The sequence below is a fragment of the Mesorhizobium sp. WSM4815 genome (genome assembly GCF_055811575.1).
Genome location: NZ_JBVVQS010000102.1, coordinates 261790 through 276493 on the forward strand (window position 1 = coordinate 261790; position 14704 = coordinate 276493).

General features: G+C 62.8%; 12 protein-coding genes. 5 read left to right on the plus strand and 7 right to left on the minus strand.

The window, feature by feature from the left end:
- Positions 1-172: 172 nt before the first annotated feature.
- The 3 genes from AC0L2B_RS30045 to AC0L2B_RS30055 all read right to left on the minus strand — a co-directional run bounded on the left by AC0L2B_RS30045 (position 173) and on the right by AC0L2B_RS30055 (position 5048).
- Positions 173-1141: a LysR family transcriptional regulator gene (locus AC0L2B_RS30045; RefSeq protein ID WP_473747966.1), complete on the minus strand. Its 969-nt coding sequence runs from the start codon at positions 1139-1141 to the stop codon at positions 173-175.
- A 384-nt stretch (positions 1142-1525) separates the two neighbouring features.
- Positions 1526-4081 carry a protein translocase subunit SecDF gene (gene secDF, locus AC0L2B_RS30050; RefSeq protein ID WP_473747967.1) on the minus strand — a complete coding sequence of 852 codons (2556 nt, stop codon included), beginning with the start codon at positions 4079-4081 and terminating at the stop codon, positions 1526-1528.
- A 661-nt stretch (positions 4082-4742) separates the two neighbouring features.
- Entirely contained in the window at positions 4743-5048 is a 306-nt protein-coding gene (locus AC0L2B_RS30055) for an SRPBCC domain-containing protein (protein ID WP_473747968.1), read from the minus strand.
- 45 nt (positions 5049-5093) lie between these two features.
- Here AC0L2B_RS30055 and AC0L2B_RS30060 point away from each other — a divergent pair, with 45 nt between their 5' ends.
- Positions 5094-5240 carry a hypothetical protein gene (locus AC0L2B_RS30060; protein ID WP_236393309.1) on the plus strand — a complete coding sequence of 49 codons (147 nt, stop codon included), beginning with the start codon at positions 5094-5096 and terminating at the stop codon, positions 5238-5240.
- 428 nt (positions 5241-5668) lie between these two features.
- Here AC0L2B_RS30060 and AC0L2B_RS30065 read toward each other — a convergent pair whose 3' ends face one another.
- On the minus strand, positions 5669-6601 hold the full coding sequence (locus AC0L2B_RS30065) for an NAD(P)-dependent oxidoreductase (protein ID WP_473747969.1): 933 nt from the start codon (positions 6599-6601) through the stop codon (positions 5669-5671).
- 138 nt (positions 6602-6739) lie between these two features.
- Here AC0L2B_RS30065 and AC0L2B_RS30070 point away from each other — a divergent pair, with 138 nt between their 5' ends.
- Complete coding sequence (locus AC0L2B_RS30070) at positions 6740-7063, plus strand: winged helix-turn-helix transcriptional regulator (protein WP_473608019.1); 324 nt, start codon at positions 6740-6742, stop codon at positions 7061-7063.
- Positions 7064-7323: 260 nt separating this feature from the next.
- Here the strand turns inward: AC0L2B_RS30070 and AC0L2B_RS30075 are convergent, their stop codons facing one another.
- Complete coding sequence (locus AC0L2B_RS30075; protein ID WP_473747970.1) at positions 7324-8463, minus strand: LacI family DNA-binding transcriptional regulator; 1140 nt, start codon at positions 8461-8463, stop codon at positions 7324-7326.
- Positions 8464-9055: 592 nt separating this feature from the next.
- Here AC0L2B_RS30075 and AC0L2B_RS30080 point away from each other — a divergent pair.
- The 3 genes from AC0L2B_RS30080 (at position 9056) to AC0L2B_RS30090 (ending at position 12857) form a co-directional block, all read left to right on the plus strand.
- Complete coding sequence (locus tag AC0L2B_RS30080; RefSeq protein WP_473747971.1) at positions 9056-10018, plus strand: sugar-binding protein; 963 nt, start codon at positions 9056-9058, stop codon at positions 10016-10018.
- Positions 10019-10234: 216 nt separating this feature from the next.
- Positions 10235-11779: a sugar ABC transporter ATP-binding protein gene (locus tag AC0L2B_RS30085; RefSeq protein ID WP_473748263.1), complete on the plus strand. Its 1545-nt coding sequence runs from the start codon at positions 10235-10237 to the stop codon at positions 11777-11779.
- An 82-nt stretch (positions 11780-11861) separates the two neighbouring features.
- Positions 11862-12857, plus strand: a complete 996-nt coding sequence (locus AC0L2B_RS30090) for an ABC transporter permease (protein WP_077374661.1) — start codon at positions 11862-11864, stop codon at positions 12855-12857.
- 90 nt (positions 12858-12947) lie between these two features.
- Here the strand turns inward: AC0L2B_RS30090 and phnN are convergent, their stop codons facing one another.
- Positions 12948-13568: a phosphonate metabolism protein/1,5-bisphosphokinase (PRPP-forming) PhnN gene (gene phnN / locus AC0L2B_RS30095; protein ID WP_473747972.1), complete on the minus strand. Its 621-nt coding sequence runs from the start codon at positions 13566-13568 to the stop codon at positions 12948-12950.
- Positions 13565-14704: an alpha-D-ribose 1-methylphosphonate 5-triphosphate diphosphatase gene (locus AC0L2B_RS30100; protein WP_473747973.1), complete on the minus strand. Its 1140-nt coding sequence runs from the start codon at positions 14702-14704 to the stop codon at positions 13565-13567. Before AC0L2B_RS30100 ends, phnN begins: the two co-directional genes overlap by 4 nt.

The window sequence follows — 14704 nt, forward strand, 5'->3', positions numbered from 1 at the left end:
AAGATGCTGCCGGCGATCGCATCGGTCGATGCAGCAAGCATCGCAAAACGGGAGGAGCCAAAATGGCGAACCCGGCTTGGAAAGCACTTCCCAACTCCCGCGGAGTAGCGCTGCAGGGGAAACGCAATTGTCAGTTTCATCCACGCTGGCGGCGCCGACGAAGCTTTCCGAGCTATGATCGCCGACTTCGTGCGGGCAAGCCGCTGTGGCGCTTCTGCGCAGTCTGCTCCGCAAGCAGATCGAAGAGCCATGCCACGCCCGCATCCATCATCGCGACCTTGGGAGCGACGGCGTTGAGCCGGAAGCCGGGCAACGGCAACGGGGCATCGAGGCTCAGCACGCCGAAACGCGCCGCATGCATGGCAACGAACCGCCGCGGCAGGGCTGAGATGAGGTCGGTCTCGGCGATGACCGCGAGCGCAAACATGAAGTTCGGAACCGTCAACGCAACCCGTCGCGCCCGGCCTTGCTTGGCCAGATGTTCATCGACGAAGCCGTAAGGATCGCCGCTGTCCGAGACGACCAGATGCTGCATGCGGCAGTATCGCTCCAGGCTCGGATCACGCGCGAACGGATGTCCAGGGCCCATGGCAATGACAAAGTCCTCTTCGTAGATGCACCGCTTTTCGAAGCGAGGAGGGATGTCATCGGACGGAATGATCGCGATATCGATGGCGTGCGCCTCGAGATCGACAATCGCGCTCCGCCAGACGCGGGCTGGCGAGGGCAAGATCTGACGCACGCCGACGTCGATGCGTGGCGCAATCCGGCTGAGTTCGGCGAGGAGCGGGCGCAGGATCACGGCTGAGACACCGTCCGGTGCGCCGATTGCGAACCGGCGCATGGCCGTGGCGGGATCGAAGGGCGCGGCAGTCGCCATCACGCTGCGCACGCGCGCCAGAACGTCGGCGATCGGCGCGGCGAGTTCCGTTGCACGCGCCGTCGGCACCACGCCCTTGGGCGTTCTCAGGAACAGCGGATCGTTGAGGAGCCGGCGCAGCCGGCCGAGTCCGTGACTGACTGCCGATGGCGTCAGGTTAAGCCGGTCCGCCGCCCGGCCCACGTGGCCTTCTCCGAGCACGGCCTCGAAGAGGACGAGGAGATTGAGATCGGTGCGCGAAAGATCAATTTCATTCAGCATATTCCTGAAATCATATCATTGGCTTCATCAAGATCAACATGCAATTCTGCCGGCTGAGCGGTGCATCGCTCGGACGAACGCGAATGGCGGCTCGAGCACCGTCACGCGGACCCGCTCGTCCCGGGTGTCAGCCTGGAGCAGGCGGCCGCGCAGGCCGCTGACGCTTGTGCCGGCATTCACGACGAAATTGCCGCGCCCAGAACCTCCCAAGGTTCAGCGCCGCCGCCGTTCTTGCCGGTCGCCAAGATGATAGACTGGTTGCACGGCAACGAGGCGATGCGGTCTAGCCAGTTGGCGCATGACCCCGAAAATCGGAATCGATTTCGCAAGCGATCATGCGCCAGATCAAAAGCTACAGCGGACCCAAAGAGATGGCACCGCCCATTACAAGGCCTGTTGCGCCGGCGGCTCTTTCGCCACTGCGGCTTCCTCCTGGCTGAGGGCGCCCGGCCGGAGCTTGAACAGGATCAGCAGCGGCCCGGCGACGAAGATGGAGGAATAGGTCCCGGCGAGGATGCCGAAGATCATTGCGACCGTGAAGGACTGGATCACCTCGCCGCCCCAGATCGAAAGCGCCGCCAGCGCAAACAGCGTGGTCACGCCGGTCAGGACCGTTCGCGCCAGCGTCTGGTTCATCGACAGGTCCAGCAGCTCGGCAATCGGCATCCTTTTATAGCGGCGCAGATTCTCGCGGACCCGGTCATAGACGACAACCGTATCGTTGATGGAATAGCCGACAATAGTCAGGATCGCGGCAATCGAGGTCAAATTGAACTCTATGCCGGCGACGACGTAGAAGCCGACCATCAGGATCACGTCGTGGAACGTCGAAATAATGGCGCCGAGCCCGAACTGCCACTCGAACCTGATCCAGATGTAGACGAGCATCGCCAGCAGCGAGGCGAGCACGCCCATTGTGCCGTTGAACGCGAGTTCGGAGGACACTGTCGGACCGACGACCTCGATGCGGCGGAACTCGTAGTCGGTTTCGAGCGCGCTTCTTACCTTCTCGACGGCGGACTGTTCGGCAACGTCGCCGCCCCCCTGGGTGCCAATGCGGATCAGCACATCCCGGGCCGAGCCGAACTCCTGCACCTGCACCTCGCCCAGTTCGAGACCCGTAAGCCGCTCACGGATGTCGCCGATATCGGCCTGCTGGCCCTTTGCCTGCACCTCGATGCTCGAACCACCGCGGAAGTCGATGCCGTAGTTCATGCCGACAGTGAAGAACAGCACCGCCGAAGCGATCGACAACAGCACGGACAGCGTGAAGGCGTATTTTCGGAAGGCCATGAACGGCACGCGCGTGTCGTCGGGCACCAGCCGCATGACACCGGCGGGCATGGTTTTCGGCCGCTGCCGGCGAAGCCAGAACGCGACCAGCCAACGCGTCAGCGTGAACGCCGTGAACACGGTGGTGACGATGCCGATGGCGAGGGTGACGGCAAACCCCTTGATCGGCCCCGAGCCGAGGAAGAACAGGATGACGGCGGCAATCAGCGTCGTCACATTGGCGTCGACGACAGTCGCCAGCGCCTGTTTGAACCCGGAATCCATCGACTGCACGATCGAGCGCCCTTGGCGGTTCTCTTCGCGGACGCGCTCGAAGATGATGACGTTGGAGTCGACCGCCATGCCCATCGTCAGCACGATGCCGGCGATGCCAGGCAGCGTCAGCGTCGCCCCGAGCACGGACAGGACGGCGATGATCAGTGCGACGTTGGCCAGCAGCGCGATATTCGCGATCAGCCCCAGCCGCCCATAGGCGAACAGCATGAAGCCGACGACGAGGACCCCGGCGATGATTGCCGCGAACTGGCCCGCCTCGATCGAATCGCTGCCGAGGCTCGGACCGACGGTGCGCTCCTCGACGATGGTGAGGTCGGCAGGCAGTGCACCGGCGCGCAGCAGGACCGCAAGATCGTTCGCGCTCTCCACCGTGAAACTCCCGGATATCTGCCCGGTGCCGCCCAGGATCGGTTCGCGGATCTGAGGCGCGGAGATCACCTCGTTGTCGAGGATGATCGCGAACAGGCGCCCGACATTGGCCTGGGTAGCCTGACCGAAGCGGGTGGCGCCGCGGCTGTCGAAGCGAAACGAGACCACCGGCTCGTTGGTGCGCTGGTCGAAGGTTGCCTGCGCATCGACAAGGTTTTCGCCGGAAACGATGATCCGGTTCTCGATCACATGCGGAACCCGCGGCTCTTCCGTCGAATACATAACCGTCGAGCCCGCCGGCGGGCGGCCGGAGATCGCCTCCTCGACCGGGATCGACTGGTCGACCATCTGGAAGGTCAGCTTAGCCGTCTGTCCGAGGATATCCTTCAGCCGCTGCGGATCCTGCAGGCCCGGCACCTGGACCATGATGCGGTCCGATCCCTGGCGCTGGATGATCGGCTCGGTCGTGCCAAGTTCGTTGACGCGCCGGCTCACCACCTCGATCGATTGGGTCAGCGCCGCAGCGATCCGGTAGTCGATCCCGGCTTCGGTCAGCGTGAAGCGCAGCAGGCCCGGTTCCGGCTCGGTCATCTCCATCTCGGTCACCGAGCCGCTCATGAACATGCCCGTCGAGATCGGCTGCGCCAATCTTTCGAGCGCGCTTTTCGCCGCTTCGATCTGACCTTGGTCGCGAATGCGGACTTGGATGGAATTGGCGGTGCCGGCAAGCCCGGTATAGCCGATCTGGGCATCGCGCAGTGATGTGCGGACCTCGTCGCGTGCCGATTCGAGACGTTCGTTGGCAAGGTCCTGCCGATCGATCTGGAGCAGGATGTGCGAGCCGCCCTGCAGGTCGAGCCCCAGCGTCAGCTGCTGCTTTGGCAGCCAATTCGGCAGCGATGCCAGAGTGGAGGCGGGAACCAGATTGGGAGCTGCGTAAAGAATACCGGCCAGGACCGTCAGCCAGATGAGAATGGTCTTCCAGCGCGAAAAATGCAGCATGTTCTTGTCCGTTCAGCCCATATCGGGCGCAAACCGCCTCCGACAAGAGCTTTGGCGTTCCGATCGGCGAGCAACGCGACGAACGGAACGCGATGTGAAAGTTTTGCGAGTCTAGGGCCGCGGTCGCGGCCAGGTTCACGCCGTGAGAAGCGGAGGCGCGCGCGCATCAAAGGCGCGGATCGGCGACAGTTCCGGCCGGCCTTCGGACCATATGCCAAACGGCGCGGCTGACGCGGTTTCGGGCGGCAGCCGCAAATCCGCGATAACGCAAAACGGTTTGCCGTCTCTCGCAATGACAGGTGTCTTGACACGGGAAGTCTCAGCACCGACGTGGCGCGCAATACTGCGGGCAAGGACAGTCGGGTGTGTGACCGGTTCGGTCGCGCCGATTTGGCCTTCGGCAAGGTCATGCGCAACCTGGTCGGCTGTTGCCGCAGGAATGGTCCAGATCAAAAAGAGCAGCGAAGCCAGCAGCCGGAGACCGGCACCCAGGCTGAGCAGGACGCCGGGCCCGTCCCGTCCTCGGCCGCCTCGTCTCATCCCATCGCTACGGCTTGCATACACTGCGACCAATACGCTTTCGCTTTCGTTGCCTCGGTAAGCGGCGAGCCGCTTTCTTGGTCTCACTATAGCACTTGCGTTGCGAATTGAAGCGCAGCTTTCACGCACTCAAAGGGTAAGTCAGTTGGCCGATCGGTTGGCAGCCTACCGCTTCTCGATCAACCGGACATAGTTTTGCAGGATGGAGACCGCACCAGCCACGATCGGATTCGAAGATCTCACGCACCGCTTCACCGGCCGCGCCCATGTTCTCAAGCTGACGATGCTCGAGCTCGACGCGAGTCGCGTTCTCGCCGGCCTCGGAGAACTTGACCTCGACTTCGGTCAGCAGCGACGGATCATATTGCCAGTCGGCGCGAATCCGCCATGCCAGGACGATGCGGTTTGGCGGTTCCCAGGACAGCACTTCGCCCCAGTCGCATTCCGTCCCATCCTCGCCACCGATATCAGCATGTATTCCAAGGCGATGGCGGCAAGCGGCGTCGCTATTGCGAGATTATCGATCGGCTGGTGGCGCACGGGCTGGCACGCGCTGGTCGATCAGCTTGACCGTGCCAACGGCCCAAAAAAGCCGATGATACGCGTTATTCGCTTATGACCAGGGTCGAGGAAGGCTATGTCCAAACCCTCAGGGAAGGACGATCGATCAGGCATCACAAACTTCCACGCAAAGCGTGCGATCCCATGATGAACATCCACGTCACTTGTCCGTAGGATGCGGGCACCGGGACGCTTGGCCAGAACTCGTGCGATGTGCGCGAGCAGTTCTTCCGCGCCAGTCGCATGAACTGTAGGGTCTGTGTATGTCGCGCCATCGCTCCAGATCGGTAACAGCAATGCCCGCCGCTGCTCGGCGTTCTGATCGGACCAAGCAGCACAATACGAATCGATGAGAAGCGTCAAAGGCATTCTATTCCCCCAAATAGGTCACTGGTCTGACCGGCCCATGCTCGGACAACAAAGCCCGATCCCGCTGGCTGACGGCAAAGCGTGGTCCGCCTCAATAAGGCCGGAGACCAAATCCGCTCAGCCAGTCAGAAGGGATCCGCCTCGCACTCCAGATCGGAGAGATCTCTTATCCGGACTTCCCAGAAATTGCGACAACGCTGCGAAATCATCATGTAAGTGGCCAGCTGCAATCGCCCGTTGGAAGATCGCGTCGTAACCGTCGGCCACAGAGCGGTCGATCTTGAGCGCCTCCATCAGCTCCAAAAGATGCTGGAATGCGCCGTAATGCGGGGAGATCGATGAGAGCGTCTCATCGTCGCTGGCAAAACGGCCAGCATCCGTTCGCTTGATCAGGTCGGCGACAAGCCCGTCAACAACAGGCGCTGTTGCGGTCCACTGCCGAGCCAACCTGCCGAGGTCGATCTCTTCGGCCTGACTCACGGCGATCGCATGCAGCGTGCCGAACAGCGCGCCCCACATGAGAGCAAGCAGCGCGCTATCAAGTGCGTTCGCACGTCCCGGCTCTTCCCCGATATGCTGGGCATTGCCGCCCAAGGCACGAAACATCTCCTCGTTCGCGTCGAAAGCCTGGCTTGGCCCCGAGATCAGTATCGTCCCGGCATCTGTGCCGATGAAATCCGGCGTGGCCATGATTGCGCCATCGAGATAGCTGGCTCCGTGCTCGGCAAACCATTCAGCGGCTTCACGTGCGCCATGCGGCGTTCCCGAAGTGAGTTCCACGACCAGCTTGCCGCGAATAGCTGAAGCAACAGCATCGTCGTGCAGAACTGCAGCGGTTGCCTGGTAGTCGCTTACGTTCACAATGACAATTTCAGCCGCATTGACAGCTTCCAGGACGGACCCCGCGACAGTGGCGCCGAGCGTGGCCAGCGGTTCGGCCTTCTGTTTCGTCCTGTTCCAGACCGTCGTCCGATATCCCGACCGGAGCAGGGCGCGGGCGAGCGCCGATCCCATACGACCCGTCCCGACAACGCTGATTGAAAGCTTCATTGCAACACTCCATGCCAATAGACGCCAATAGGCGAGCGGCGCCAATGTTTGCCGTCAAGGGCAGAGGTATGTCGGAGTGAATGGGGCGCACAATACGCACCTGGAGGTAAGTGGTTACCCAACGGTAAGGAGAGCATCATGAATGAGCCGACGGGCAATTGCGGCTTCGCAACGGCGATCAAGGCGATCGAAGGGAAGTGGAAAGTGGATAGTCTTTGTGAGCTTGGAACGGCGTCTCGCAGGTTCGGCCGATTGAGGCAGTCCATTCCGGCGATCAGTGAAAAGATGCTGACGCAGCAATTACGCGAACTGGAGGCTGACGGGCTTGTGAACCGAGAAGTCTATCCGGGATCGCCGACCAAGGTCGTCTATTCGTTGACAGAAAGCGGAGCGGCGCTCAATGCTGGAGCAGAGGCGTTATGCCGTTGGGGTGAGCAATTCCCTTCCCGCACCGATGCTTAAGGATGCCGTTCGCCATGCGAGTTGGAAGTTGGCTCATGGCGCTTCGCCCTCGTCCGAAAACAGCGACAGCCAATACCGGGCGATATCGTTGCGGCGCATGAAGACGGCGAAACTGTATGTCAATCCGCAGAACTCTGGACACAAGGATGCCGATCCACCACGCCAGGCGACAATTTCGGGGCCACCGCCCTTTGCGGGGCGCTTGTCTGGCTTGGAGCGGCATCAGTACGGCGTTTGCATTGACGGAAGTCTGGAGGTGCTCAGCTGGCTGTCAGTCCGTGTGTGCGCCCAGGCGCCACGGCACTGACCGATTCCCGCTCGACCAGCGGGCATTCAAGCTTGGTAATGGGGTAGCGGCCGCGGCCGGGCGGTGCAGGGACTTCCAATTGCTCGATCGCCCATTGCCCCATCGCCATATGCGGCAGGATCGACGTCGTCAAAGGTGGGAACAGATGCCGGGCGATTTCCTCGTCGTCATAGCCGATCACGGAAATATCCCCAGGGATGTGCAGGCCGGCTTCCTTCAGCGCTTCGTAGCAGCCGATCGCGGTTCGGTCGTTCTGGCAGAAGATTGCGGTTGGGCGGTCCTTGAGCGCCAGAAGCTTGACGGTCGCGGCGTAGCCGGCGCTCGCTGACCAGTCGCCCTCGACCACCAGCTCCGCATCGAACGGGATGTCGGCCGTCGCCAGCGCCCGGCGGTAGCCCTTCAGCCGATCCTGCGCCGCCTGCATCCACGGCTCGCCGGTGATGGTGGCGATGCGGCGGTGGCCATGGCTGATCAGGTGGCGGGTGGAACTCTGCCCGCCAGCGATTTCGCTCGGCACCACGGCCGGGAAGGCGTAGTCGGCGGTATAGCAATTGAGCAGGATGACCGGGATATCGAGGTCGTAGAGATAGTCGGGCGCGGCGATCTCGCGCGTGAAGATGGTCATGTAGATCAGCGCCGAAATGCCTCGCTTGGTCAGTGCCGCAATCGCGCGCGGCTCCATGGCGGAATCACCCAAAGTCTGAGCGACCAGCACGACGTTCCCGGCATTCCACGAGGCTTGGCGCGCTCCTTCTATGGCGACGACTGCCTCGGGACTGGTCGCCAGTTGATCGACTGCGAAGCCGATCACCCCGTCCAGCCCTTCGAACGAGGCGATAGGGCTGCGAAGAGCAGAGAAGGCTGGTGGCGCATAGCCGAGACCCCGCGCGGCCTCAATCACCCGATCGCGGGTCTGCTGCGAGAGCCTTATGCCCGGCGTGTTGTTGAGGACGAACGAAACCGTTGCCTGCGAGCAGCCGGCGGCCCTGGCGATATCGGTCATGGTGACGCGACTCTTGGGATTCTTGGCCGATGGCTTTCGGCGCCGGGAGGCTTCGAGGGGAGGATCGCGCAGATCCGTTGGTTCGCTCATGGCATTGTATTCCATATTCCCGGCTTGGCTAACCAGCGGTCGTCCTGGGACATCATTAAAGACGGCAGGACGGCCGACGGCGCTTCGCATTTATAAAACAGGCACTCGATTAATCATTATTATCATCCTGGCAGCCGAATGGCTAGCAGCGCGGAGACAGCGATACGCGGTTCTGGAAGATCGATTGCTGGGAACGTGATCCAATATCAAGGTTCCCTTTCTCACCACACGGCAGGCAGCCATTCGCCAGCGACAACCAGGTTTCCAACCAGAGACTAATACTATTTACTAATAGCAGTAAGCGTTCTATTCTCAATTCGTCATGCCCGGCTCGGGACCGAACGGGCCATGACGGGAAGCAGGCGTGTGGCGCGGCATCCGGGCTCTTGGGCCGGCAAAGCAACGCCACGCAATTACTGAAATGTCAGACAAATCCGACTATACGAACTGCCAATGAGTCTCTAAAGTCCAAAATCGCGGCTGGGATGGCGCCGTTCTTTCGCTGCCAGCACCCTTGAGGAGGAGGGCGTCCAAGCCGCATTCGACAAAGTTCAGATCAGCGAAAATGACTGAATCAAACGGGAGGTTGAACATGAAATCTGCGATACGAAATATGTCCGTCGCCGCAGCGGCCCTGGCTCTCGGTCTGTCCTTCACGGCGATCGCCGGTGCCCAGGACAAACCGACGCTGGCCTTCGTCGTCAACGGCGCTTCCGATTTCTGGAAGGCGGCCGAAGCCGGCGTCAAAAAGGCCCAGGCCGAATTGCCCAACTACAATCTCGAGCTCAAATATCCGGAACAGTCGTCGGTCGCCATCCAGCAGCGGCTGATGGATGATCTGGTGACGGCCGGCGTCAAGGCGATCATGGTTTCGGCCGTCGATCCCAAGACCTCGACCGACGGGCTCAACAAGATCGCCTCGGAGACGGCGCTGTTCACCACCGACAGCGACGCGCCGCAGACCAAGCGTATCGCCTATATCGGCTCGTCCAACATCGATGCCGGCAAGCAGGCGGCCGAGATCGCCAAGAAGGCGATGCCCGACGGCGGCAAATGCCTCGGCTTCGTCGGCTTGCTCGGCGCCGACAATGCCAAGGAGCGCATCGAAGGCATGAAGGAAGGGCTCGCCGGCACCAAGATCGAGCTGATCGACGTGCGTGGCGACGACATCGACCAGGCCCGCGCCAAGAAGAACGTCGAGGACGCGCTGGTCGCCAGCCCCGACGTCACCTGCATGGTCGGCTTCTATTCCTACAACACCCCGCGCATCTATGAAGCGCTGCGCGACGCCGGCAAGCTCGGCCAGATCACGGTCGTCGGCTTCGACGACGATCCGATCACGCTCGGCGGCGTCAAGGAAGGCACCGTTGCCGCCACCGTCGTGCAGCAGCCCTTCGAATGGGCCTACCAGGGCATGAAGCTGATGGCGGCCTATCTCGAGGGCGACAAGTCGGGCATTCCGGAGAACGGCCTGATCATCATCCCGACCAAGATCATCGGCAAGGACGACGTCGATGCCTATGCCGCCAATCTGAAAGCGATGTCCGGAAACTGAGCGTCGTCGGCGCTGGCCCCTCATCCCCCTTCTTCCCGTGCAGAACGGGGAGAAGGGCAGTGGTTGCAACGCTGGCGAATCCTCCGTTTTTTACGGGGAGAGGGTTAGGGGGAGGGCAGCGCGACGCTGGCGTGACTGGCTCCGCTTGTTATTGACGGGCCTGATCAGGCTCGTCAATCTGCGGGGAGGCTGGCCCGCCAACTGCTGTCAGGCATGATGAACTATTCCGACGCATCCATCGGCGCATCCACGATTGCCCCGTTCCTCAGTCTCGAGGGCGTGCGCAAGACCTATCCCGGCGTAGTCGCGCTGGACGGGTTTTCGCTGGAGGTCAGGCCTGGCGAGGTTATCGGCCTCGTCGGCGAAAACGGCGCCGGCAAGTCGACGCTGATGAAGATCCTCGGCGGCGTGACCACACCCGACATCGGCACGATCACCGTCGACGGCGTCGCCCATGACGGGCTGTCGGTCGAGGCCAGCATCGGTTCCGGCATCGCCTTCGTCCACCAGGAACTCAACCTGTTCGAAAACCTCGACGTTGCCGCCAACATCTTTTTCGGCCGCGAGCCGTTGCGCGCCGGTCCGCTCAGGCTTGTCGACCGCACCAGGCTGCGCACGCTGGCGGCGCCGCTGCTCAAACGCGTGGGCGCCAATTTCTCGGCAAACACCCCGGTATCGGCGCTGTCGCTTGCCCAGCAGCAGATGGTCGAAATCGCCAAGGCGCTGTCGATCGAGGCGCGGCTGGTCATCCTCGACGAGCCGACGTCGAGCCTGCCCCTTGCCGAAACCGACAAGCTGCTCGATGTCATCAAGGCGCTGAAGGCCGACGGCATCAGCGTCATCTTCATCTCGCATCGCCTTCACGAGGTCGAGCGGGTTGCCGATCGCGTCGTCGTGCTGAGGGACGGCATGCTTGCCGGCACGCTGCCGAAGAACGCCATCAACCACGACTCTATGGTCAAGCTGATGATCGGCCGCATGCTGAAGGAGCGGGAGAAGGCCGCAGAATCGGCCCGCCCGCCCGGCGCCGTCGCACTGTCGGCCAAGGCCGTTCGCACCAGCGCCTATCCAGACCGACCGGTCGATCTCGGCGTCAGGCGCGGCGAAATCCTTGGCCTGGCGGGTCTTGTCGGCTCCGGCCGCACGGAGCTGGCGCGCGTGCTTTTCGGCATCGAGAAGAGCCTTGGCGGCGCGCTCCAGCTTGATGCAAAAGATCTGGTTCTTGGTTCGGCGGCCGACGCTGTGGCCAACGGGATCTTCCTCGTCCCCGAGGATCGCAAGCTGACCGGCATCCTGCTCGACCTGTCGATTGCCCAGAACATTTCGCTTCCCAATCTGCCGGCCCATGCCCGGCGATCCCTGGTCTCTGCCCGTGCCGAAGCCGTCACCGCCGAGAAGCAGAAACGCAATCTCGGCATCAAGGCGCCCTCGGTGGCGACGCGCACCGGCACGCTGTCGGGCGGCAACCAGCAGAAGGTGGTGCTGGCCAAGTGGCTGGCCATGAGCCCCAAGGTGATGATCCTCGACGAGCCTACGCGCGGCATCGACATCGGCGCCAAGGCGGAGATTTACGGGCTGATGCGGGCGCTGGCCGATGCCGGCGTCGCCGTGCTGATGATATCGAGCGACATGGAGGAGGTGATCGGCGTCTCCGACCGCATCGCCGTCATGCATGAGGGCCAGATCTCAGGCATTCTCGACAAGGAACAGTTCAGCCAGGAAAACGTGCTGCTGCTGGCCGTCGGCAAGCAGCCGAAATAGGTTTTGTTTGGCGCAGGTTCCGGTCGCAAAACCGCGCAATACTTTTGCGGAAACTGCGTAGGCAGGCATTGGGGAGAAGACGATGAGCAAGAAAGATCTCGGCCTGCTGATCCTGATCCTCGTGGTCGGAGCGGTGGTGGCGATCATCAACCCGCGCTTCCTGCTGCCGATCAACCTCGCCAACACCTCGAACCTGATTGGGCTGTTCGGCATCCTGGCGATCGGCCAGGCCTTCGTCATCATCACCGGCGGCATCGAATTGTCGGTCGGCTCGGTGGTCGCGCTGCTCGGCGTCCTGTTCGTCGATTTCATCGCCACGCGCGGCATGGCATGGCCGGTGGCACTGCCGCTGATCCTGGTGCTTGGCGGCATCATCGGGCTGGCACATGGCTGGCTGATCACGCGGCTCAAATTGCAGCCTTTCGTGGTGACGCTGTGCGGCCTGTTGATCTATCGCGGCGTGGCGCGGTTCTACACAGCCGACGGCACGGCGGGCTTTGCGTTCGGGCAGAATTTCCCGGAGCTCGAATTCCTGACCGCCGGACGATCCTATGGCGTGCCGAACAGCTTCATCGCGCTGATCGTCATCGCCATCGTGATGTGGGTGGTGCTGCACCGTTCGGTGTTCGGCCGCTACCTCTATGCCATCGGAAAAAACGAGGAGGCGGCAAAATATTCCGGCATCCGCACCGGCCGCGTCGTCATGGCGGCCTATGTCATCTGCGGTGTGCTGACGGCGCTGTCGGCGATCTACTTCGCCATGTACACGCGCTCGATCTCGCCGGCCAGCCACGGCCAATTCTACGAACTCTACGCCATTGCCGCAGCCGTGCTCGGCGGCTTCTCGCTGCGTGGCGGCGAAGGCTCGCTGATCGGCGTGATCCTAGGCACGGTTCTGCTGCAGGAACTGCAAAACCTCGTCAACCTGCTCGGCATCCCATCCTCGCTCAATTTCGCGGTGATGGGCGGCGTGATTTTGATCGGCGTGCTGGTCGACCAGCAATGGGGCGTGTACCGGGAGCGGCGGCTGATGCTGGAGGCAACCCGCAAGGGCGCGGCCGGCGCGGCAGCGGAGTAGCGCTTCACGAACCTTGAGTCCGGCAGGACAGAGGGGGGCGCGAAGGATCGCTACAGATTAGTTTTGCCCCGCTGCATTCTTTGATCGATGTCACGGCCCGTCGGAGAACGCCATTGCCTTGCGCAGCACGTCGACAAAACGCTCGCCGGCCGCCTCGCGCGGGCCGCTGTTGTCGATCGAGGTGACGCCAGGCCCGGACAACGCCACATTGGCACTGCGCGCCAGCCGCGCCAGCACTTCGCCGCGCGACTCGCGGCCGCGCATCGCCAGTCGTTCGGCCAGGATCTGCGGCGATGCGGTGATCTCGACGACAGCCAGATTGGCATAGCGATCGCGCAGCGCCGGGATGATGGCGCGGGAGACATTGGCGATGGCGACGCGGCCATTCGCCACCGACCGGTCGACTTCAGCCGGGATGCCATAGCGCAAGCCATGCGCCTCCCAGGCGATGGCGAAGGCGCCGTCCGCCTCGGCCTCGACGAAGGCCGCATCGGCCAGCGTGTCGTGATCCTCGCTCGTCGTATCGCTCGGCCGGGTGATGACCCGGCGCACGAACTCCAGCCGGGTCTCGTCGGCAAACAGCGACCGGGCATAGCCGATCACCGTGTCCTTGCCGGCGCCGCTCGGCCCGACGACGGCGACGAACACGCCGTCGCGGATCGGAAACGCCGCGGCGGACAATTCACGCTCGATCGACGCCGACGCCATCACGCGACCCGACGTCCCTGCCGCCAGACCGTGCGGACAACCGGGACATGGTCGTCGAGACGGACGCGAACCAGATCGGCGCGCCGGCCCTGCTCGATAACACCACGGTCGGCGAGGCCGACTGCCTCGGCCGGGTTCTTCGAGACCATCGCCACCGCCTGCGGCAGGGAGATGCCGTCGACAACGTCGCCGAGGAAAAACGCCGACTGGATCAGGCTGAAGGGGATGTAGTCGGACGACAATATGTCGAGCAGGCCTTCGCCGGCGAGTGTCCGGGCTGAAACATTGCCCGAATGCGAGGCGCCGCGCATGACGTTCGGGGCGCCCATCAGCACCCCGAGCCCTGCCGCCTTCGAAGCTTTTGCGGCCTCTTTGGTGGTCGGGAATTCGGCGACGCGGACGCCTTGTTCGATCGCCTCGTCGACATGGCCGGTCGTGGCGTCGTCATGGCTGGCCAGCACGATGCCGCGCTGATGGCAGGCAGCAGCGATGAAGGCGCGGTTCGCCCCAGAATTCGTCGCCGACTCCGCCATCCGCTTCTCACAAAATTGCTGGAATTCGCGATCCGTCAGCTTCAGCTTGCGCTGGTAGTAGTAGGCATAGGTTTCCAAATCGACGAACTGACGCTGTCCCGGTGCATGGTCCATCAGCGACGCCAGCTTGATCCTGTCATCGCCGTCAAAATGCGCGAAGGCTGCGAGGCAATCCGGCGCCGAAACCTCGCAGCGCAGATGGATGAAATGGTCGGCCCGCAGCCGGTCCTGCTGGACGCTGTCCTCGATCGCATCGGCCAGCTTGCGCATGTCGGCCGAATTCATGTCGGCATCGTCGTCCATGCCGACGCGCAAGGCATCGAGCACGGTGGTGATGCCGGCAGTCGCCACCTGCGCGTCGTGGGCGAGAACGGCGGCGATCGGGTTCCAGCGCACCTTCGGCCGCGGCGCGTAGTGACCCTCCAGGTGGTCGGTATGAAGCTCGACCAGCCCGGGAATGATGAAATCGCCGGCCATGTCCTCGCCGTTCCGGCCGGCGCCGGCATCGATCCCGGTGATCAAGCCGTCGCGCAGCACGATCGAGCCTTCGACGATCTCGTCGGCAAGCACGATGCGGGCATTGTTGAGAACGGTCTCGACGGTCAT